Annotated in this window: 18 protein-coding genes and 6 pseudogenes; 15 read left to right on the forward strand and 9 right to left on the reverse strand. The window is 62.6% G+C overall.

Annotated elements, in window-relative coordinates:
• Window positions 1–4: 4 nt before the first annotated feature.
• Genes HV823_RS09185 through HV823_RS09195 form a run of 3 tightly spaced genes read right to left on the reverse strand, consistent with a single transcriptional unit; the run spans window position 5 to window position 2,801 of the window.
• A complete protein-coding gene (locus HV823_RS09185; protein ID WP_176949403.1) occupies window positions 5–1,264 on the reverse strand; it encodes a TRAP transporter large permease in 1,260 nt (419 codons plus the stop codon).
• Window positions 1,261–1,827: a TRAP transporter small permease gene (locus HV823_RS09190; protein ID WP_176949404.1), complete on the reverse strand. Its 567-nt coding sequence runs from the start codon at window positions 1,825–1,827 to the stop codon at window positions 1,261–1,263. The genes HV823_RS09185 and HV823_RS09190 overlap by 4 nt, the downstream gene beginning before the upstream one ends.
• Complete coding sequence (locus HV823_RS09195; RefSeq protein ID WP_176949405.1) at window positions 1,827–2,801, reverse strand: TRAP transporter substrate-binding protein; 975 nt, start codon at window positions 2,799–2,801, stop codon at window positions 1,827–1,829. Before HV823_RS09195 ends, HV823_RS09190 begins: the two co-directional genes overlap by 1 nt.
• A gap of 285 nt (window positions 2,802–3,086) precedes the next feature.
• On the opposite strand from HV823_RS09195, the gene HV823_RS09200 reads away from it, so the two are divergent.
• From HV823_RS09200 to dhaL, 5 genes are all read left to right on the forward strand, one after another.
• Complete coding sequence (locus HV823_RS09200) at window positions 3,087–3,941, forward strand: transketolase (protein WP_176949406.1); 855 nt, start codon at window positions 3,087–3,089, stop codon at window positions 3,939–3,941.
• Between the two features lie 14 nt (window positions 3,942–3,955).
• Window positions 3,956–5,002 (forward strand): transketolase family protein, encoded by a 1,047-nt coding sequence (locus HV823_RS09205; RefSeq protein WP_176949407.1) that lies wholly within the window; start codon window positions 3,956–3,958, stop codon window positions 5,000–5,002.
• A 63-nt stretch (window positions 5,003–5,065) separates the two neighbouring features.
• A complete protein-coding gene (locus HV823_RS09210) occupies window positions 5,066–5,824 on the forward strand; it encodes an SDR family NAD(P)-dependent oxidoreductase (RefSeq protein ID WP_176949408.1) in 759 nt (252 codons plus the stop codon).
• A gap of 53 nt (window positions 5,825–5,877) precedes the next feature.
• Window positions 5,878–6,702: a sugar phosphate isomerase/epimerase family protein gene (locus HV823_RS09215; RefSeq protein ID WP_176949409.1), complete on the forward strand. Its 825-nt coding sequence runs from the start codon at window positions 5,878–5,880 to the stop codon at window positions 6,700–6,702.
• Window positions 6,703–6,781: 79 nt separating this feature from the next.
• Complete coding sequence (gene dhaL, locus HV823_RS09220; RefSeq protein WP_176949410.1) at window positions 6,782–8,518, forward strand: dihydroxyacetone kinase subunit DhaL; 1,737 nt, start codon at window positions 6,782–6,784, stop codon at window positions 8,516–8,518.
• 161 nt (window positions 8,519–8,679) lie between these two features.
• Here the strand turns inward: dhaL and HV823_RS09225 are convergent.
• Window positions 8,680–8,919, reverse strand: a pseudogene (locus HV823_RS09225) (DDE-type integrase/transposase/recombinase); the annotation flags it as partial.
• 16 nt (window positions 8,920–8,935) lie between these two features.
• Window positions 8,936–9,517 (reverse strand): annotated as a pseudogene (locus HV823_RS09230) (helix-turn-helix domain-containing protein); the annotation flags it as partial.
• Between the two features lie 629 nt (window positions 9,518–10,146).
• Between HV823_RS09230 and HV823_RS09235 the strand changes: the two are divergent.
• From HV823_RS09235 to HV823_RS09265, 7 genes are all read left to right on the forward strand, one after another.
• On the forward strand, window positions 10,147–10,794 hold the full coding sequence (locus tag HV823_RS09235) for a TetR/AcrR family transcriptional regulator (protein WP_210270737.1): 648 nt from the start codon (window positions 10,147–10,149) through the stop codon (window positions 10,792–10,794).
• 185 nt (window positions 10,795–10,979) lie between these two features.
• Window positions 10,980–12,215, forward strand: a complete 1,236-nt coding sequence (locus tag HV823_RS09240) for an amidohydrolase family protein (protein ID WP_176949411.1) — start codon at window positions 10,980–10,982, stop codon at window positions 12,213–12,215.
• 92 nt (window positions 12,216–12,307) lie between these two features.
• Entirely contained in the window at window positions 12,308–13,531 is a 1,224-nt protein-coding gene (locus tag HV823_RS09245; protein ID WP_176949412.1) for an ABC transporter substrate-binding protein, read from the forward strand.
• 126 nt (window positions 13,532–13,657) lie between these two features.
• Complete coding sequence (locus HV823_RS09250) at window positions 13,658–14,524, forward strand: branched-chain amino acid ABC transporter permease (RefSeq protein ID WP_176949413.1); 867 nt, start codon at window positions 13,658–13,660, stop codon at window positions 14,522–14,524.
• A gap of 1 nt (window position 14,525) precedes the next feature.
• Entirely contained in the window at window positions 14,526–15,410 is an 885-nt protein-coding gene (locus HV823_RS09255; RefSeq protein WP_176949414.1) for a branched-chain amino acid ABC transporter permease, read from the forward strand.
• The gene (locus tag HV823_RS09260) at window positions 15,407–16,168 is read left to right on the forward strand and encodes an ABC transporter ATP-binding protein (RefSeq protein ID WP_176949415.1); all 762 of its coding nucleotides are present in this window, start codon (window positions 15,407–15,409) and stop codon (window positions 16,166–16,168) included. The genes HV823_RS09255 and HV823_RS09260 overlap by 4 nt, the downstream gene beginning before the upstream one ends.
• Entirely contained in the window at window positions 16,168–16,866 is a 699-nt protein-coding gene (locus HV823_RS09265; protein ID WP_176949416.1) for an ABC transporter ATP-binding protein, read from the forward strand. Before HV823_RS09260 ends, HV823_RS09265 begins: the two co-directional genes overlap by 1 nt.
• Before the next feature lie 148 nt (window positions 16,867–17,014).
• Here the strand turns inward: HV823_RS09265 and HV823_RS09270 are convergent.
• Window positions 17,015–17,146, reverse strand: a pseudogene (locus tag HV823_RS09270) (IS5/IS1182 family transposase); the annotation flags it as partial.
• A gap of 18 nt (window positions 17,147–17,164) precedes the next feature.
• Between HV823_RS09270 and HV823_RS09275 the strand changes: the two are divergent.
• Window positions 17,165–17,362, forward strand: a pseudogene (locus tag HV823_RS09275) (IS6 family transposase); the annotation flags it as partial.
• A 53-nt stretch (window positions 17,363–17,415) separates the two neighbouring features.
• On the opposite strand, the pseudogene HV823_RS09280 reads toward HV823_RS09275, so the two are convergent.
• From HV823_RS09280 to HV823_RS09290, 3 genes and pseudogenes are all read right to left on the reverse strand, one after another.
• Window positions 17,416–18,263, reverse strand: a pseudogene (locus HV823_RS09280) (FtsX-like permease family protein).
• Window positions 18,263–18,979 (reverse strand): annotated as a pseudogene (locus HV823_RS09285) (ABC transporter ATP-binding protein). Before HV823_RS09285 ends, HV823_RS09280 begins: the two co-directional pseudogenes overlap by 1 nt.
• On the reverse strand, window positions 18,979–19,263 hold the full coding sequence (locus tag HV823_RS09290) for a hypothetical protein (RefSeq protein ID WP_176949417.1): 285 nt from the start codon (window positions 19,261–19,263) through the stop codon (window positions 18,979–18,981). Before HV823_RS09290 ends, HV823_RS09285 begins: the two are co-directional and overlap by 1 nt.
• Between HV823_RS09290 and HV823_RS09295 the strand changes: the two genes are divergently transcribed.
• Window positions 19,262–19,618: a PfkB family carbohydrate kinase gene (locus HV823_RS09295; protein WP_176949418.1), complete on the forward strand. Its 357-nt coding sequence runs from the start codon at window positions 19,262–19,264 to the stop codon at window positions 19,616–19,618. The genes HV823_RS09290 and HV823_RS09295 overlap by 2 nt on opposite strands.
• A gap of 2 nt (window positions 19,619–19,620) precedes the next feature.
• Window positions 19,621–20,211, forward strand: a 591-nt coding sequence (locus HV823_RS09300) for an NAD(P)/FAD-dependent oxidoreductase (protein WP_176949419.1), incomplete at its 3' end; no start/stop codon positions are given.

Raw genomic sequence — 20,211 nt, forward strand, 5'->3', positions numbered from 1 at the left:
GTCCTCAATAGATTGTGAGTGCCGGAACGTATGACATCAGTATCAGCACGATGAAGGCGACGAGATAGAAGGGCCAGAGCTCCTTGACGACGGCGCCGATCGGCACGCGGGCTATGGCCGCGCCGATGAACAGCGTGGTGCCGATGGGCGGCGTGAAGAGGCCGATCGAGAGGTTTATGCACACCATCACGCCGAGCTGGATTGGGTCCATGCCGATTGCGTGGCCGATTGCAACGAAGGTCGGCCCCAGCAACAGGATCGCCGCCGGCAGGTCTAGGAACATGCCGACCACGAGCATGATGATGTTCATCATGAGGATGATCAGAATAGCATTGACCAGTGTGTCCTGCGCCCACTGCGCCACAATCGTTGGAACACGCTCGGTGATGAGAACGTGGCCGACCAGGCTGGAGGCGGTAATGACCAGCATGACGATGCCGGTGGTAATCACGGTGCCCACCAGGGCCTCATGGAGGCGCGCCCAGGTCAGGTCGCGGTAGACAATGAGGCTGACAACAAGCGCATAGAACACCGCGATGACGCTGACCTCGGTCGGCGTGGCTATGCCGGCGCGCAGCAGCACGACGATGAAGAACGGCATCAGCAGCGCGGGTAAGGCAGAAAGTATCGATTTGCCGACGGAGCGCAGATGCGTCTGGTCGGTGAGCCGCGGAAAATTACGGATGCGGCCGGACAGGTAGCAGACCAGCATCATACCGGCGGCGAGCATCAGGCCGGGCAGAACAGCGGCCGAGAACAATGCTGCGATGGAGGCATTGGAGACGGTGGAATAGAGGATGAGCGGAATCGACGGCGGAATGAGGCCCGCGATCGTCGAGGACGAGGCTGTGACGGCGGCGGCAAAACCGGCCGGATAGCCCTCGCGCTTCTGCCACGGGATCAGCATGGAACCGAGCGCTGATGCCTCCGCCACTGCGGACCCGGAGACGCCACCGAAGATGGTGGAGCCGACGACGGTGACCTGGCCCATACCGCCATGGAAGCGGCCGACGAGAGCGGCTGCGAACTGCACGAGCTTCTGGCCGAGCGTGCCCGACATCATCAGCGAGCCGGACAAAATGAAGAAGGGAATGGCCAGCAGCGGGAAGCTCTGAGTCGGCTGGAACAGCTTGACAACGGCGAGCACCGTGGGCGTTCCGCCATGGAATAGAATGGCCGTACCGGCGGCGATGATCAGCGCATAGCCGACAGGGACGGACAGGGCCAGAAGGACGGCGAAAATGCCGGTCATGACGGCTGTCATGTCATATGCTCCGTTTCCGTCTGGTGGACAAGGCGCGGATCCGCTGCGTAGGCCACCCGAATGAGATTGACGCCGGCCGCCAGCGCGATGCCGCCGAAGCCGAAGAGAAGAGAACTGTACGCCCAGGCTTGGCCAAGTCCGGTCATGGGAAAGACCTGGACCTTGGTGATCTGGATTACCTGCAGGGAAAGCCAGGCGAGATAGGCGAACGAAATGGCCACGAGCAGATTGATGCCCATCAGCAGAAGGCGCAGCTTCGCCGCGTCCAGCATGGAGCGTAGCGCTTCGGCCGCGATGTGGGCACCGCGCTGGGCGCCGACGACGATGCCGCCCATGATCAGCCACGGGAAGAGCAGGTTGGGCACTTCGTTCGGCCAGCCGAGTCCGGCAGAGGTGAAATAGCGAACGACGACTTCCGCCATCAGCGCCAGGAAGATGACGACGACGGCGGAGACGGCGATGACGATTGCAATCTGATCGAGCGTGCGCCCGGCCAGATTGGCGATGTGCAAGACGGGAGAACCCGCCTTGCCATCAGTTGCCCGAACAGGAGCCGCCGTCATCACTGGGCGGCTTCCTTGGCCGCTGCGATGAGTTCATCGACGAGTTCCGGATACTGGGCACGCCACTTTTCATAGACCGGCTGCGTGGCCGCAACGAAAGGTGCGGGATCGACCTCGTTGAACTTGATGCCGGCTGCCTCAAGCGTGGCGCGCAGCTCGTTCGACTGGTCGCGTACCATCTTTCGGTTCAGATCTCCGGCTTCCTTGGCGGCAGCGCGGACGATTTCCTGGTCTTCGGCGGAGAGGCCATCAAAGACAATCTTCGAAGCCAGGAAGGGGGTCGCCTCGTACTTGTGGTTGCTCATCGAGATGAAGGGCTGCACTTCATGCAGCTTCGACGAATAAATGTTGATCAGCGGATTTTCCTGACCATCGACCACGCCCTGCTGGAGCGCGATGTAAAGCTCGGAGAAAGCCATGGGAGTCGGCGAGGCGCCGAGCGCTTCGAAAATGTCGATTGTCATCGGATCCGGCGGCGTGCGGATTTTCATGCCCTTCAGGTCTTCCGGTGCCACGATCGGCTTCTTGGAATTGGACACTTCACGAATGCCGTTGTTCCACCATCCAAGGACGACCAGGCCCTGCGCTTCGGCGGCGGCGGCAATCTTGTCGCCGACCGGGCCGTCCATGACGGCTTCGGCCTGCTCGAGGTTCTGGAACAGGAAGGGCAGGCCCAAGAGTGCAATCTCAGGTACGACAGCAGAGGTGGTGCCCTGCGAGTTTGCCGAAAAGGCAATGGTGCCAAGGCGCATGTTGGTGATGGTCTCGGCGTCGTCGCCGAACTGCGCGGCACCGCCGACGTCAACCTGAAGGCGGCCGCCCGACTTTTCCTTGACGATCTCGGAGAACTTCAGCGAGGCAACATCCTTCGGATTGCCGGCGCCTGCATTGTGAGACAGCTGGAATGTCTGGGCACTTGCCGTGCTGGCGCAGAACGCAAAGGCAACGGCTGTCAATAGATGGCGAAATTTCATGTCACTCCTCCCTAAGGCGTGGGTTGTATACGCGAAAGGGAAGCCTCCGACACTGCGTGATCCTGCGACAGTCGATATGCCGCAAGAGTGGCGACGGCGACTGACCAGATCATGCAGCGGAACGTCCTCCTCGCCCGCTTCCATGAAGCTCGCTCATCTTGAGAGATGCGTCATCTAAGTTTTTCTAAACAACTTGTTCGAATAACTTAATTGAAGGTTGTTTTTTTCCGCGGCAGTACTGTCGCTCGTTGGCGCCGGGATGCGCCGGACGAGACGGGAGGAATCATGACCATTCAGGCCACGACGGCGACGCTGTCGAACATGAGCCTTGCGCGCCGCGCTTGGGAAATACGCCGCAAGGCCGTTCGAATGGGCGAGGTGCAGGGTCAGGGCTATGTCGGGCAGGCGCTCGGTATTGCCGATGTTCTTTCCGTTTCCTACTTCCACGCGCTTGCCTATCGGCCAGATGAACCGGAATGGGAAGGCCGCGACCGCTTTCTGCTTTCCATCGGCCATTACGCCATCGCGCTTTATTCAGCGTTGATAGAGGCCGGCATCCTGCCGGAGCAGGAGCTGGAAACCTACGGGACCGATGACAGCCGCCTGCCGATGTCCGGTATGGCAGCCTACACGCCCGGCATGGAAGTAACCGGCGGATCGCTTGGCCAGGGGCTGGGCATCGGCGTCGGCATGGCGCTCGGCCTCAAGGCCAAGAAGAACCCGGCCTTCGTCTACAATCTGATGTCGGATGGCGAACTCGGTGAGGGCTCTACCTGGGAAGCCGCGATGTCGGCAGCCCATCACAAGCTCGACAATCTCGTCTGCATAGTCGATTTCAACGACCAACAGGCGGACGGCAAGTCCACGGACATGCTTTGTTCCGAGCCGCTCGCGGACAAGTGGGCCTCCTTCGGCTGGCATGTCCAGCGCGTGGACGGCAACGATATCGCCGCGCTCGTCGCGGCCTTCGATGCGGCCCGCAACCTCAAGGACGCCAAGCCCCGCGTCATCATCTGCGACACGATCATGTGCAAGGGCGTACCCTTTCTCGAAGAGCGCGAGATCACGCATTTCGTGCGGGTCGAGGCGGACGAGTGGCAGAAAGCGCTCGCCGTTCTCGATGCGAACCGGCCGGAATGAGGGAGGATCACGCAATGAGTGCCACGCATAAATACGACCCGCACCGGAAGTGGGAAGCACGCACGCCGCCGAAGCCCGGCGAAGGCGGACGCACGTCCGCGATGATCGCCTCGCTGGCGGCCGAAGGCTATGAGACGGTTTCAGCACCCTTCGGCCACGCGCTGGTGGAGGAAGCGAAAAAGAACGACCGCGTCGTCGGCCTCACCGCCGATCTTTCGAAATATACCGACCTTCATATCTTTGCCCAGGCTTTTCCCGAACGGTTCTACCAGATGGGCATGGCCGAGCAGGTGATGATCTCGGCCGCCGCCGGCATGGCGCGCGAGGGCTTCATTCCCTTCGCCACCACCTATGCCGTCTTCGCCTCGCGCCGCGCCTATGATTTCATCGCCATGGCGATCGCGGAGGAATATCTGCCCGTCAAGATCGTCTGCGCCCTGCCGGGCCTGACGACCGGCTACGGGCCGAGCCACCAGGCGACAGAGGACCTCGCGATCTTCCGCGGCCTGCCCAACCTGACGATCGTCGATCCGTGCGACGCCATCGACGTGATGGAAGCCGTTCCCGCCATCACGGCGCATGAAGGGCCGGTCTATATGCGCCTGCCGCGTGGCAAGGTGCCCTCCGTCATCCGCGAGCATTGCCCGGATTACAAATTCGAGCTCGGCAAGGCCAAGCTTCTGCGGGACGGCAAGGACGTGCTCGTCATCGCCTCCGGCTTCATGACGATGCGGGCGCTTGATGCCGCCGTCGAACTGGAAGCGCAGGGCATTTCGGCCGCCGTGCTGCATTGCCCGACGATCAAGCCGCTGGACACGGAGACGATCCTTGCGGAAGCCGGCAAGGGTGGCCGTCTTGTCGTCACGGCGGAAAACCACACGAAGGTCGGCGGTCTCGGCGAGGCGGTTGCCTCCACGCTGCTAACGAATGGCGTAACGCCCACCTTCCGCATGATCGGTCTGCCGGACCAGTTCCTCGATGCGGGCGCGCTTCCGACACTGCACGATCGTTACGGCATCTCGACTGCCGCCATGATCACGCAGATCCGCGGCTGGCTCTGAACATTTTTCAACGAGTTTGCGCCGCGGCAGAAGGCCGGGCGCGGCTATCAAGGGAGAAACCTCATGGCTACTGCTCTGCTTCAGGGCAAATTCGCCGTCGTCACCGGCGCGGCATCCAAGCGCGGTCTCGGCAAGGCGACGGCAAAGCTTTTCGCCGAACACGGCGCGACCGTCGCGATCCTCGATCTCGATGAGGCCGCCGCGAGGGAGGCTGCCGCCGATCTCGGTCCGCAGCATGTCGGCATGGCGTGCGACGTCACCGATCTCGAAGGCGTGAAGAAGGTCTTCGACGCGCTGGCCGCCAGGTGGGGTCAGATCGATATCCTTGTCAACAATGCCGGCATCACCCAGCCGCTGAAGATCATGGACATCGCGCCGAAGAACTACGACGCGGTGCTCGATGTGAACCTGCGCGGCACGCTCTATTGCAGCCAGGCGGTCATTCCGCACATGCGCTCGCGCAAGGAAGGCAAGATCGTGAACCTGTCCTCGGTCTCCGCGCAACGCGGCGGCGGCATCTTCGGCGGCCCGCACTACTCCGCCGCCAAGGCCGGCGTGCTGGGCCTCACCAAGGCGATGGCGCGTGAACTGGCACCCGACAATGTCCGCGTCAACGCGATCTGCCCCGGCTTCATCGCCACTGACATCACCGGCGGCATGCTGACACCGGAAAAGCTGGAAGAGATCAAGCTTGGCATTCCGATGGGCCGCGCCGGCACGGCGGATGACGTCGCCGGCTGCGCGCTGTTCCTCGCCTCGGATCTCTCCGCGTATGTCACGGGTTCTGAAGTCGATGTGAACGGCGGCTCGCTCATTCACTGACCTTGCCGGCCGGCGCGTTTTGATGTGCCGGCCCCGCATCCGGGGAGGAATGCATGAAACTGGGATTGGGAAGCTACGCCTTTCGCTGGTCGATCGGCATCAAGGGTCTGCAGCCGGCACAACCGATGACGGCGATGGAGGTTCTGGAGATCGCACACCAGCACGGCCTGTCGCTTGTGCAATATGCCGATAACCTGCCGCTCGATCGGCTGACCGTTGAAGAACACCTTGCCCTCAGGGCGCGCGCCGACAGCTACGGCATGGCGCTGGAACTCGGCACGCAGTCCTTCGATGCGGAAGAACTCGCGCGCTATATTCCCATCGGTGAGCGCATCGGTTCGAAAATCCTGCGGGTGGCGCTCGATGCCGAGGATGCGCTGATTCCCGTGCCGGAACTCGCCGCGCAAATCCGCGAACTTCTTCCGGACGGCAAGCGCGCCGGCCTGCGTTTCGCCATCGAAAACCACTTCAACTATCCGTCTCCCCGCATGGTCGAGCTTCTCGATGCTGTGGCCGATGACGCGCTTGGCGTCTGCCTCGACGTTGCCAATTCCATCTGCGCCGGGGAATGGCCTATGACCACGGTGAAGATGCTGGCGCCCTATACGATCAACCTGCATCTCAAGGACTACGAGATCACGCCGGATCCCTATGGTGTCGGTTTCCGCATCCACGGCACGCCCTTGTCGGAAGGCAGGGCCGAGATCGAGGAAATCCTCGCAACGCTTGCCCATTGCCCTGACGACATGAGCGTCATACTCGAACATTGGTTGCCGCAGTCCGACGATATGGAAGCCACGCGGCAAATGGAACATGTTTGGCTTGGCCGCACCGTTGCTGCCGCCAAGCGGTTGGTGCCGGGCAAACATCAGGCCTGAGGGCCCTTTCGGACAAGAATTGAGGGGCGGCCATAAATTGCCGTCAGGGACGAAGTGCGTCCGGCAGGAGGAGAACGCCATGACGATAAAGACCAAGAAGCTCATCAATGCGCCCGACGATATCATCCCGGAATTCATTGAAGGGCTTGTTGGCGCTTGGCCGGACCTCCTGACGGTGGAGGGCCCGACGGGTCGGGCCGTGGTGGCGCGGAACGGACCGCGCGACGGCAAGGTTGGCATCGTCATCGGGGGCGGATCAGGCCACGAGCCGGCTTTTGCCGGCTATGTCGGTCGCGGCCTTGCCGATGCGGCGGCCGTCGGCAATGTCTTTGCCTCTCCCTCGCCGCAGCAGATCCTCGATGCCGGACGCGCGGCCGATGGCGGCGCTGGCGTCGTATTCCTCTACGGCAATTACACCGGCGACGTTCTGAACTTCACCATGGCGGCGGAGGAACTGGCCGGCGAGGGAACGCCGGTTCGCCATGTCGCCGTGACCGATGACATTGCATCCGCGCCCTTCGCGCGGCGGGAAGAGCGCCGCGGTGTCGCCGGCGATTTCTTCGTCTTTAAATGCGCGGGTGCCGCTGCCGACCTGGGAGAGCCGCTTGAGCAGGTCGAAGCGCTGGCACGACTTGCCAATGAGAAGTGCCGCTCCATGGGCGTTGCTCTAGGAGCGTGCTCATTGCCTCAGACGGGCACGCCGAACTTCGAGATCGGGCCGGAGGATATGGAGATCGGCATGGGGATCCATGGCGAGCCGGGTATGCGCCGCGTGCCGCTTGCCAGTGCGGATGCCGTCGTTGATATTCTGATGGAACCGATCCTCGCGGAACTGGAACTTCACAACGGCGACAGTGTCGCCGTGTTGGTTAACGGGCTCGGCGCAACGACGCAGCTCGAACTGTTCGTGCTGTTCCGCCGGGTGCACCATATTCTCGAAGAGAAGGGAATTCACATCCACGCCCGCTGGGTCGGTGAATACGCGACCTCGCTGGAAATGGCGGGCGCTTCCGTCACGATCCTCAAGCTTGACGATACGCTGACACGCCTTCTCGATCATCCGTGCCGCACGCCCGCGCTGACGGTCGCGACGGAGCCGGCCCCGCAGGCGAGTGCGAAACGCAGCGTGCGGCAGGTGCAAGCGAAAAAGACCGCCGTCAAGCAGGACCATACGCTGTTGCAGACGGCGGGAAGCATCACTCCGAAGCGGTTCCGCTCGATGATGGCCAATGTCGCGGCCGCCATCCGCGAGAAGCGTGACTGGCTTTCGGAGCTTGACGGCGTCATCGGCGACGGTGACCACGGCGTCACCATGGATATCGGCTGGACGGCCGTGAGCGCAGCTCTTTCCGAACTGGAAGCGAATGCGACGATCTCCGAGACCTGCGACGTGATCGCCCAGGCCTTCCTGACGGCGGTCGGCGCTTCGTCGGGACCGCTTTACGCCAGTGCGTTTCAAAGCGCCGGCGCGGCCGTTTCCGAACGGCTCAATCTCGACGGCCCGGCCATGGCCGCCTGGGTCAAGGGTATGGGCGACGGGATACTATCGCGCGGCGGTGCCAAGCCGGGTGACAAGACCATGCTCGACGCGTGGGTGCCGGCTGGTGAGGCTGCGGTCCTTGCCGCCGGCGAAGGCGCGGACGAAAACGCGGTCTTGCAGGCTGCGACGGACGCCGCACGCGCCGGCAGGAATGAGACCGCGACATTCGAGAGCCGCAGGGGCCGTTCGGCGAAACTGGGCGCGCGTTCGCTCGGGCATATCGACCCCGGCGCGGCATCTGCTGCGCTCATTCTCGCGGCGATGCTGGAAACCTGAAATGCGTGTGACATGGGGGCGTGAGGGCTTTTAGTCAGCTCCCGTGCTGGCGCGGCCTTGGTGACAATCATCGTCGCGGTGGCGGTCTCTACCGCCCTCCAGAAAGCATCGTAAACCTAACCGCAACGAGCGCAGACCATGACGCCGGCCGAGTTCGTCGGTCATGCTCGGTCGATTTTCACCCACAGGTTCATGCCCTCCGAACGCAATTCGCGATGATGGCTGAAGGAGATGTCGTGTCTGGGGATGTGGAACAGGTTGGCAATCGGATCATGGATGGAGACGAAGCGCTGCAAATGGCGCTGTGACTGGAAGTGCTTCATGATCCGTTCCCGTCGCCGGACTGGCTGATGGGAATTCTCCGCGCGATTGTTCAAGCCTTTATGCGAACGATGTCCGACACTTGGCATAATCTCGAGCTTCGAGCACGGCCTGTTCGCGCGTTGATTCGAAAGCCTCGCAGGCGAGCAGATAGCGAGTCGCCTGGTCCGTCACCGTCAGGGGGTAACAATAACGGCCGTTTCCCAGCTTGAATTCGCCCTTGAAGTCGGCACACCACAGGTCGTTGGCACCGGTCGCGTCCGACAGCGCCGTGCCCACGGCCTTGTTCGCCCGGTTCCTCTTGCGGGCCTCGTTCACAAGGCCGTGGCGATCTAGCACCGCATGCACCGTGCTCCTGGCCGGGATCCGCACATCGCCGGCAAGCTTGCGCACCAGAAGTCCCCGGATCTTGCGCGCACCCCAATGCGGCTTCTCCTTCTTCAATCGCACGATCATGGCTTCCACGGGATCGGGCAACTGGTTGGCATAGCGCACCGGCCGCCGCGACCGGTCCGTCAATACCTCCAGACCATCGTCCTTGTAGCGGTTGAATATCTTGTAGCCGGTCTTGCGTGAGATGCCGAAATCCCGGCAAACCTCGCTCATCCCTTCGCCCTCCAGAAGCCGGGCAACAAAGCGGAGACGTTCCTCCATCACCGAAGTCTCTCTCCACGGCATCAACACCTCCCGCAAAAAGCGAAAAGTGTTACCCATGTCTCCGGTACGAAGTGTCACCTATCTCTCAGATCGGGCACGGCGCTAGTCTAAGCGATCTCCAGGTTGAGCGGTAGGGATGATGCCGGGCCAGTAGAACGCGTCCGGTCCTACGCCGAAAATGGCCTGGCCGACCCGAATGACGTTGGCGCCCTCTTCGTTTGCGAGCTCGAAATCACCGCGTATGCCCATCGAAAGATGCTCGAGGCCAGGATTGATGAGGACGGCGCGGTCCCGCAGGGTGCGCAGCAGCCGGAAACAGGCGCGCCCACGCTCGGTATACGCGCTGAAGTTCGCCAGGTTACAAGGCCGCGCGGTCTAAACCGAGGATGGTCGGATAGACCTTAAACGAATGGCGACGCTTCCGTCAGCGCATGGGCCGACCTGTCGCAGGCATCGGCGCGAGCGAGGGGGCGACTTGCTTGTCCGTTGCGAAGCGTCCACTTGTCCAAGCCCGGGCAAACCTCGTCGTGAGACCACCTTTCTAAAAAACAGACTTGACTGTTTGTAATATTCGCTCCTTATAGAAAAAAACAAACGCGTCTGTTTTTTACCGAAAAGACAATCCCATATCGGTAGGTCAGGACCATCGCTTGGTAGAAAAGAAGAAAACCCGGACGCAAGGCGAACGTAGCGCGGAAACGCTTGCGCGCATCCGCAAGGCGACGATCGACGTCATGTACGAAAAGGGCCTGTCCCGCACGTCAACGGTTGAGATTGCCGCAGTCGCCGGCCTGTCTCGCGGCGCCATGACCCATCACTTCTCCAGTAAGGAAGAAATCCTCACCGATGCGATCGCCTCCATGCTGGAGGAGGTGAACCAGAAGCTGTTCGCCTTCGCCGAAGACTATGCGGAGCGCGGCGGCACCACCGACGAGATCGTCGACTACATCTGGCAGTTCATGTCGGACCGATTGTTTTACGTCACCATGGAATACCTGCCGGAAACCCGGCACAACGCCGATTTCAAGGATCGTCTGATACCCGTGGTGCGGCGCTTCCATGCTGGCCTCGACGCGATCTGGTCCGCGCTTGCCCGCAAGAGGGGCGTGCCCGAAGACCATGCCCGCATCGTCATGAATGCCACGATGTGCATCGTTCGCGGCATGATCGCCCAGACCATCCTGCGCGACGACCAGGAATACTACGCTCAAATGCTCGCCTTCTGGAAGGATGAGGTTCGTCGTCTGTTTCCCGCCGCCGAAAAGGCATCCCTCAATCCACCCGACTCGGAGGCCTAATCGTAGCCTGCGTCTTTCAGCACGGGACCAATTCCCCGCCCTCTTTGGCGTGCTTGCACAAAAAGCATCGGCCGGATGCCGGGGACGAAGCACCCGGATCCGCCGAGGTTGCTACCAAAGCATAAGCCATGCCTCCCGGACCAACCGCGGTTGAGACCGAATGAACATTTCTGGAGTTTGACAACGTGTCCACAGTTCTATTCACCAATGCCCGTATCGTCGATGGAACGTCGCCCGAGGCGACCGCGCCGGTCGATGTTCTGGTCGACGGAAATACGATCCGCGAAGTCGGGGAAAATATTAAGGTCAGCAGCGCCGAAGTAATCGACCTCAAGGGTAAGACCCTGATGCCGGGTCTTATCGATGCACACGTGCACGTGATTGCTTCCATGGCCGACCTCGGCAGGAACGCCCTACTACCGGATGCACTCGTCACGGTCCGCGCATTCAAGATCATGGGCGAAATGCTCAATCGCGGCTTCACCACCGTGCGCGATGTCGGCGGTGCGACCCATGCCCTCGTCGCGGCGGCCGAGGAGTGCCCGCTGCCGTCGCCCCGCCTCATCGTTTGCGGCAAGGCGCTCAGCCAGACGGGTGGGCACTGCGATTTCCGCGGCCCCTATATTGACCGTGCGGTCGAGCAGACGGGCCATTCGCTCGGCGCCCTCGGCCGCGTATGCGACGGTGTTCCAGAAGCGCGCAGAGCGGCCCGCGAAGAGATCAAGGGCGGCGCTACGTTCATCAAGATCATGGCAAACGGCGGCGTCGCTTCGCCGACTGATCCAATTCATTTCCTGGGCTTTTCGCGCGAAGAAATCATCGCCATCGTCGAGGAAGCGGCCAATGCCGGCACCTACGTCTCGGCCCATCTCTACACCGACGAGGCGATCCGCCGCGCGGTCGAGTGCGGGGTTCATTCGCTGGAACACTGCAACCTGATCCAGTCGGAAACCGCCGCTTTTGCGGCATCCATGGGCGCCATCGCCGTGCCGACCCTGGTTACCTACGACAAGCTGTCGAGCGAAGGCGTGTCGATGGGCTTCCCGGAAGGCTCCGTCGCGAAGATCGACAATGTCCGCCTGTCCGGGATGGAATCGCTGGAAATCATGCGCGCCGCCGGCCTTGCCATGGCCTATGGCAGCGACCTGCTGGGCGGCATGCACAAGCATCAGTCGGAAGAATTCGTCATCCGAGGCCGCGTCCTGCCGGCCCACGAAGTGATCGGCAGCGCGACGCATGTCGCCGCCCGGCTTCTGCGAATGGAGGGACAGATCGGTGCGGTTACCCCCGGCGCCTTCGCCGACCTCATCGTCGTCGATGGTGATCCGCTGGTCGATCTGTCGCTCCTGACCCGCCAGGGTCAGCACATGCCGCTGATTATGAAGGACGGTGCGTTCATCAAGCAGGAACGCCTGAACTGACGCTTTGGCGCCGGGCAGTGGCGTGCTGCCCGGCGTCTTATTCGAAGAACGGGAGCAAAGCTCCGGATAAGATCATGAGAGGAACTCGAACAATGAACCTGACCCGTCGCCAGACCCTGGCCAGCCTTGCCGCACTTGCCGGCTCGGGCCTTATGCCGTCCCTGACCTTCGCGCAGGACGCCGGCACCTTCCGCATCGGCGCGCTGAACCCGATTACCGGCGCAGGCGGCCCCTACGGCACCGGCATGCAGAAGATGATTGCCGCGGCTGCCGAGGTCGTGAATGCGGCTGGTGGTGCTGCCGGCCGCATGTTCGAGGTCTTCGCGGAAGACACCCAGACCCAGCCGCAGGCAGCCGTTCTGGCCGCCAAGAAGCTCATCGAGGTCAACAAGGTGCAGGCCGTTCTCGGCACCTGGTCGTCCGGCGTTTCGCTCGCCGTCCTTCCGCTGGCGAGCGAAGCCAATATTCCTCTCTTCCATTGCTCCGGTGCGCCGGCCCTATCGGTCGCCCCCGCCAACGAAAAGAAGCTCGGCTACCGCTTCCAGGCCACCAATGACCGCTTCGGCCGCGCCTTTGCCGAGATCGCCACGAAGGAAGGCTTCAAGCGCCCCGCCACCATGGCCTTCAACAATGCATCCGGCATCGGCAATACGGAAGGCTTCGAAAAGGCCTGGAAGGCCAAGGGCGGCGAGATCGTTGCCTCGGTGGTCTACGAGCCGGCGCAGCCGAGCTACCGCGCCGAACTTCAGAAAATTCTGGACGCCAAGCCGGATGTCATCGTCATGGGCTCCTATATCGCAGACACCACGATCATCCTGCGCGAATGGTACCAGACCGGCGAGGAAAACACGTTCATCATGCCAGCCTGGGCCGGCAATCCCGAACTGGTTAAGGCGCTCGGACCGGACGTCGTCGAAGGCATCATTTCGGTCGACAGCATTTCCAACGAAGGCTCGCCGGCTTTTGCGGCATTCGATGCAGCCTACCAGTCGGCGGTCGGCCACCCTGGCCTGACCAATGTCTACGCCGCCATGACCTGGGACATGGTTACAGTGCTCGCGCTGGCCATGGAAGCGGCCGGTCCCGGCGCCGACATGGCCGCGATTAACGCCAAAATCCGTGAAGTCGCCAACCCGGACGGCAAGCAGGTCTCTTCCTTCGCCGAAGGCAAGGAGGCCTTGAAGAGCGGTCCGATCAACTATGAGGGCGCTTCCTCGGTTCTCGATTTTGACGAATTCGGCGACGTGACGCCGGACTTCGCCGCCTCCTTCATCCGGAGCGGCGAGATCAAGCGCGAATACGTCGTCACGCTTTGATGCGTCGCCCCCGTGCCCAAGGCGTCGGGGTCAAGCATCCGGCGGGCGAAAGCCCGCCCGGACATGGCTGCTGGCGGGCAGCCATGTCCTCCTTTCAATCCTGAATGTAAGTAGAGCAAACCAACCATGACAGGCTTTGCCGAACTCCTCCTTTCCGGCGTCATGTCCGGGCTTATCATCGGGCTCGCCGGCCTGGCGGTAACGCTCGTCTTCGGCATCGCCCGGTTCTCGAACGCGGCCACTGGCGACACCATGACGCTGGGCGCCTATGGCGCTCTTTTGGGCACGACGCTGACGGGGTCTCTGATCTTCGGCGGTCTTGTCGGCCTGCTGGCCGGCGCGCTGGCTGCGGTCCTCTCCTACGTCCTGGTCTTCAGGCAGCTTGCCAATCGTTCGCCGATTTCCTCGCTGCTGGCCTCGATCGGTCTCGCCTTCTTCGTTCGCGCGGGCCTCGGCCTCGCTTTCGGGCACAACCAGAGCGTCTTCCAGCTCGACATTGTGCGGCCGATCCGTTTCCTTGACCTGCGCATCCAGCCCAACGACCTGAAGTTCGCAGCCATCGCACTCGTGACGCTGGTCATCGTCTTCATCATTTTGCACATGACCCCGATCGGCCGTCGTATGCGTGCAGTGGCCGACAATCCGCTTCTGGCGCGGGTGTCGGGAATTGCGCCGCGCCCCGTCATGTTCACGCTCTGGGCCATGGCGGGCGCGGTCTCCGCTATCGCCGGCATCATTCTCGGCATGAAGACGGTGGTCTCGCCGGAAATGGGCTGGGATATGCTGCTGCCTGCCTTCGCGGCTGCCGTTCTCGGCGGGATAGGTCATCCGGTCGGCGCGATCGTCGGCGGCCTCGTCATCGGCGTCGCACAGGAGCTTGCCACCCCGTTCGTGGGCTTCACGTACAAGATCGCCGTGTCCTTTATCGTGCTGCTTCTCGTGCTTCTCGTGCGGCCGCGCGGCATGTTCGGTCGGGTGGAAGGAGTACGCTGATATGGACGCCTATCTTATCGCCATTGCGATCGTCTCGGGTATCTACCTGTTGCTCGCCCTTGGCCTCAATCTCCAGTTCGGGTTGACCGGACTGATCAACTTCGGCCATGTCGGCTTCTTTTGCGTCGGCGCCTATACCTCGGCGATCCTGTCTACAAATGGCGTGCCGGTGGCGTGGTCGCTGCTGGCGGCGGCCCTGGTCGGAATGCTCGCGGCCTGGCCGCTGGGCGTGATCAGCATCCGTCTGCGCGAGGACTATTTCGCCATCGCCTCGCTCGGCTTTTCGGAGATCGTGCGTCTTGTCGCGACGTCCGAGGGCTGGCTGACGAACGGCGTTCAGGGCATTGCAGGCATTCCGCGTATCTTTTCCGGCGTCACCGGCCAGTCGCAGGCGATTGCCATGCTGGCAATCGTCACCGTGTTCTGCGTGCTGGCCATTCTCGCCATGCGCCGCATCGTCCGTTCACCCTTCGGCCGCATGATTGAAGCGATCCGTGACAACGAAGAGGCGGTAAAGTCGCTCGGCAAGGATCCGGCCGGTTTCAAGATGCAGGTGCTGCTTCTCGGCTCCATGCTGGCCGGTCTGTCGGGCGCGCTCTATGCCCACTACATCGGCTACATCTCGCCGGACCAGTTCATCCCCTTCATCACCTTCCAGATCTGGATGGCGATCATCATGGGCGGTGTGGGCCGTATATCCGGCACAGTGGCCGGCGTGATCATACTCATGGTGTTCCTGGAAGGCTCCCGTTTCCTGCGCGACATCGCGCCGTTCATCCCGGAGGTCGCCATGGCAAGCATCCGTCTGGGCGCGATCGGTCTCGCCCTGATGCTCTTCACAATCTATCGCCCGCAGGGCCTCATGGGGGACTATACAAAGCGATGACCCTCGAAATCAAAGAGATGAGCAAGGCCTATGGTGGCCTGACCGTGGTCGACCGGGTGTCGATTACAATGGAAGATGCCGACATCATCGGCGTCATCGGACCGAACGGCGCCGGCAAGTCGACACTGTTCTCGCTGGTCACCGGCTTTCTCGACGGCAATGGCGGCGACGTCGTGCTGGACGGCAAGCCGCTGGGCAATGCGTCCGCCGTGGAGCGGGCGCAGGCCGGCATGGTGCGTACCTTCCAGGTTCCGCGCGAATTCGCGCACATGACCGTTCGGGAAAACCTGATGGCCGCCGCACCGGGACAGGGTGGCGAGAATCTGATCACGACCTTCTTCCGGCCCGCCAGCGTTGCCCGGCAGGAGAAGGAGATTGCCGGGAAGGTTGAGGAAACCATCCGTTTCCTCAAGCTCGGCGTCGTCGCGGACACGCCGGCCGGTCGCCTTTCCGGCGGTCAGAAGAAACTGCTGGAGCTTGGCCGCGCGCTGATGACCGGGGCAAAGCTGATCATGCTGGACGAGCCCTTCGCCGGCGTGAATCCTGTACTGATCGAGGAGCTTTCGCAGAAGATCCGCGAACTCAATGCGCGCGGCATCGGTTTCCTCATCATCGAGCATGATCTCGGCGCGCTGTCGAAACTCGTCAGCAAGCTCTACGTCATGGACCGCGGCAAGCTGATCGCCTCGGGCGAGCCGGCGGCCGTGCTCTCCGATGCCGCCGTACGTGAAGCCTATATCGGAGGGGGAGCAAACTGATGCTGACCATCGAAAACCTGACCGGCGGATATGGCGAGACCGACATTCTGACCGGAATCAATCTCACCCTCGAAGCGGGAGAGATCCTGACCGTCGCGGGCACCAACGGCGCGGGAAAGTCCACCCTGGCCAAGGCGGTGGTCGGCCTTCTCCCGCGCGTCAACGGCCGTGTCACCCTGTCGGGCAGCGACATCACCCGCATTCCGGCGGAGCAGCGCGCTCGCGCCGGTATCGGCTACGTGCCGCAGACCGCCAACGTTTTCGCCGCGCTGACCATTGTCGAAAATCTCGAAGTGGTGGAGGGCGTGAAGGACCGCAAGCAACGCATTGTCGAAATGTTCGACCTGTTTCCGGCTCTCAACGAGCGGCGGCGCGCACGCGCCGGCAGCCTGTCGGGCGGCGAGCGACAGCAACTCGCGTTTGCGCGAGCCCTGATGACGCGTCCTGATGTCATCGTGCTCGACGAGCCGACGGCCGCGCTGTCCCCGATCATGGCGGACGAGAGCTTCCGCCGCATCCGCGAACTGGCGAGGACGGGGACGGCCGTGCTGCTGATCGAGCAGCGCGCGCGCCAGGCGCTGGCGATCTCCCATCGCGGGGCGATCATGGATTCCGGCAAGGTCGCACTTGAAGGACAGGCCGACGGCCTGCTCGCCGACCAGCGTGCGGCCGAGCTTTATCTCGGCGTCGGCCACTGACGCCCCGGGGGCCTTGTCTTGTCGACGGGGCTTGCCTCCCGCACGCGGAGGTCATCCAACCGATTGTCCAAAGGCATGCAGTTGCTCACCTTGGGGCGTTGGTGCACGGATCGCGCCCATTGCGGAGTATGATCTTTGATGCGGTCGTCTACGCAGTTGCCTTCTTGCGGAGGACGGATTTCGGGAGTGCGCATGCCAACATGCGATTGAGGGTGGCACAGGCGATGGCCACTTCCGTCTGCTGAACCCGGAACGACCCTGCCCGAAGGCGGCGGCCGATGGCTGGCGCTCTGTGTGTCACGTCCCATTTCGAAAGCGAGAACAGATTATGCAGAGATTTCGGTCTCCCGGGAGGCTTGCAACGCTTCATCTCGGTCTTCTCAGCAGCCCGAATCTTTTCGTCGCCCCAAACCAGAAGCACTCAGCCCTGGCCACCCACATCCATCGGATCCGCGTAATGGCGCATTGGAAAGCCGTGACCGGCGCAGCTACCTGAGGTCACAGACAAATGCACTGTCCGGGCTTGTCTTGCATGGGTGGACATTGGGACTACCTCGTTCTGAGCGCTTTGATGATGGGGGGTCGCATGGCGTTGACGGCCGGCAGCGCGCCCCTCGCGAGGCCGATGCCGCCGCCCACGGCGCAGACGAAGAGGGTTTCGCCGAGGATGAGCGCCATGATGCGCAGGCGGGAGAAACCGAGCGTCTTCAGCACGCCGATCTCGAAAGTGGGTTCGCGTACGGCAAAGACCACGATGTTGACGACGACAATCAAGAGGGTGACGAAGGCAGCGCCGACGACGAGGCTCACGATGAGCCCGACATCGGCATACTGGCGCAGAAACGCTTCGAGGAACTGCTTTTCCGATTGCATGCGCGTTGGCGTTACCGAGTTGGCGAAGAGCGTATCGATCCCGGCGGCGAGTTCCCCCCGGCGAGACGCCTGCGCGACGGCGGACGACGAAGGCCTCGAGGTGTCCTTGGGCTTTCGCCCTCGAGGATGCCGGATATCTTGAAACGCCAGTCTCGCCCGCCGTCCTCTCTCGGCATATCGAAGGCCGTGACCGTCACGCGCTGGCGACGGTCCAGCCCTGTGCCTCAGCGAGGGCACGGCGGACCAGCACCTTGTCACGGGCCTGCCTGATAGCGCCTTCCAAGGCGGGCGCCAGGCCGAGTTCCTTGCCATTGACGGTCATCAGCAGGTCAGGATCGGCGGCGCTGATGGCGACGACATTCCTCTCCACTTCGACGAAACCGCGCAGCCGCTCCCTGTGCGCGGTTGAGGAAGCTTGCGGTCAGGCCGTAGATCAGGAAGGCGACCGCGATCGAGACAATGAGGAGCACGGTGCGCAGCGGTTTTCGCCAAGCATTCTTTCGGGCGAGATCGAGCAAGGTCATCAGGCGGCCCCCTTCTCTTCGACGAAATCGCCCTCATCGAGATGCAACGTGCGGCGCGCGTACAGGGCGGTCTGCGGGTCATGTGTCACCATGACGATGGTCTTTTCCAGCTCGCGATTGAGGAAGCGCAGCATGTCCAGAACCTCGTGGGCGGGTTTTCGGTCGAGGTCGCCGGTCGGTCGTCGCAGAGCAGCAGGCCGGGATTGGAGACGATGGCGCACGCAATGCCGATGCGTTGCTGATGGCCGCCGGACATCATGGCGGGATATTGTTTTCGCGCCCGGAAAGCCCGACGAGGTCGAGGACTTTTTCGACGCGCAGGCGCCGCTCCTTGCGCGACAGCGGTTTCAACAGCAGCGGCAGCTCGACGTTCTCCGCGGCGTTGAGCATGGGCAGCAGATTATAGAACTGGAAGACGATGCCCATGTTGTGGGCCCGCCAGGCGGAGCGCGCGGCCTCGCCCATCTGGTCCAAACGGCTGGTGCGCCGATGCTCAAGGTGCCGGCATCCGGCTGGTCGATACCGGCGAGCATGTTGAGCAGCGTCGATTTGCCCGATCCGGACGGGCCCATGACGGCGACGAAATCGCCGCGGGGGATGATGAGATCGAGCCCTCAGAAGATGGGGATCATCTCGCCGCCGATGCGGTATGCCTTCCGGACGCCGCTGAGCGCAATATAGGGGGTTATGCCACTGTGTGTTGTCTCCTGTTTCATCAAGGTTGATACGGATCCGGGCGGCCATGTTGGAACCCCGCCTCGAACATGATCTCGGTCACGGCCTTGTCCGTTTCGACGAGCAGCGCGCAGGCCTCGACAATCCGGTGCTCGTTGACATGTTGCGAGACGTTCTTGCCGTGGAAATCCGCCGCGCCGGTATACCGAGCTTGCGCGCCAGCCAGTAGAGGTTGAGATCGACATCGCGAATAGGCGCGTTTCGTCGCCATCAACGTTTCGACCGCGGAAAGCGTTTCCTTGTCACTACCCGTTTCGGACCGCATGGCCGCTTCCCCGGTCGCGCTGATTGAGCGGTTCAAGGAGGCGGGGGCGCGGCAGGTCGTAGTCACGCGCGGCAAACACGGGTCCTTCTATGACAACGGCAGCGAAATGTTTTTCGCAGGCTCGGTGCCGGTGACGGTGGTCGATACCTGCGGGGCGGGGGACAGCTTCATCGCGACCTTCCTCGTGTCGCGCTTCTTCGAGGACTATTCGGAGCAGGCTGTCCTTGATCATTCCGCGGCCAATGCCGCGGAAACCTGCACGCATCTGGGCGGCTTTCCCCAGCCGATCCAGGCGGTTCCCCAATGGTTGCTGGACAAGTACGACAGCGTCATCCGCACGACACAGAGGGCCTGAGCATGAACACCATCAAGATGAGGCCGCCTGTGGCTGCAGCAAAGGGGGACCGCTCCTTCTGGCTGCAGAGCATCGATGCGGACGCCGTCACCGTTCCGTTACAGGGCAGCGAGGACTGCGACGTGGCGATCGTCGGCGGCGGATATGCCGGTCTCTGGACGGCTCTCCGCATAAAGGAGCAAGCCCCGCAGACACGCGTGACCGTTCTCGAAGCGGACTTCTGCGGGGCGGGTGCTTCGGGCCGCAATGGCGGCCAGGTTCACAGCTGGTTTGCGGAAATCGACATGCTGCGCGCGCTTGTGGGTGAAGATGACGCGCTCATGCTGTGCCGGGCGACGACCGATGCCATCGAGGAACTGAGCAGCTTGCAGGCCGCAGGCACCATCGACATGGATCTGCGACTCGACGGCTGGCTGTGGACGGCAAGCTCGACCGCGCAGGAAGGCGCCTGGGCGCAGGCTTGCATCGTGTGCCGCACGATTGGCGAAGCGCGCTTCCGGCCGCTTCAGCGCGCTGAAATCCTGCTCCGCACGGGCTCCGCCGCCTCCTATGTTGGCATCGTCGAGGAGAGGGCAGGGACCGTCCAGCCCGCA

Source organism: Mycoplana rhizolycopersici (genome assembly GCF_013378445.1).
Lineage (GTDB): Bacteria > Pseudomonadota > Alphaproteobacteria > Rhizobiales > Rhizobiaceae > Mycoplana > Mycoplana rhizolycopersici.

Coding starts and splice junctions, on each gene's coding strand:
- HV823_RS09265 (WP_176949416.1), top strand. CDS start 16,168: ATGCTGACCATCGAAAACCTGACCGGCGGATATGGCGAGACCGACATT.
- HV823_RS09250 (WP_176949413.1), top strand. CDS start 13,658: ATGACAGGCTTTGCCGAACTCCTCCTTTCCGGCGTCATGTCCGGGCTT.
- HV823_RS09185 (WP_176949403.1), bottom strand. CDS start 1,264: ATGACAGCCGTCATGACCGGCATTTTCGCCGTCCTTCTGGCCCTGTCC.
- HV823_RS09205 (WP_176949407.1), top strand. CDS start 3,956: ATGAGTGCCACGCATAAATACGACCCGCACCGGAAGTGGGAAGCACGC.
- HV823_RS09195 (WP_176949405.1), bottom strand. CDS start 2,801: ATGAAATTTCGCCATCTATTGACAGCCGTTGCCTTTGCGTTCTGCGCC.
- HV823_RS09215 (WP_176949409.1), top strand. CDS start 5,878: ATGAAACTGGGATTGGGAAGCTACGCCTTTCGCTGGTCGATCGGCATC.
- HV823_RS09245 (WP_176949412.1), top strand. CDS start 12,308: ATGAACCTGACCCGTCGCCAGACCCTGGCCAGCCTTGCCGCACTTGCC.
- HV823_RS09210 (WP_176949408.1), top strand. CDS start 5,066: ATGGCTACTGCTCTGCTTCAGGGCAAATTCGCCGTCGTCACCGGCGCG.
- dhaL (WP_176949410.1), top strand. CDS start 6,782: ATGACGATAAAGACCAAGAAGCTCATCAATGCGCCCGACGATATCATC.
- HV823_RS09290 (WP_176949417.1), bottom strand. CDS start 19,263: ATGCGGTCCGAAACGGGTAGTGACAAGGAAACGCTTTCCGCGGTCGAA.
- HV823_RS09295 (WP_176949418.1), top strand. CDS start 19,262: ATGGCCGCTTCCCCGGTCGCGCTGATTGAGCGGTTCAAGGAGGCGGGG.
- HV823_RS09255 (WP_176949414.1), top strand. CDS start 14,526: ATGGACGCCTATCTTATCGCCATTGCGATCGTCTCGGGTATCTACCTG.
- HV823_RS09200 (WP_176949406.1), top strand. CDS start 3,087: ATGACCATTCAGGCCACGACGGCGACGCTGTCGAACATGAGCCTTGCG.
- HV823_RS09260 (WP_176949415.1), top strand. CDS start 15,407: ATGACCCTCGAAATCAAAGAGATGAGCAAGGCCTATGGTGGCCTGACC.
- HV823_RS09190 (WP_176949404.1), bottom strand. CDS start 1,827: ATGACGGCGGCTCCTGTTCGGGCAACTGATGGCAAGGCGGGTTCTCCC.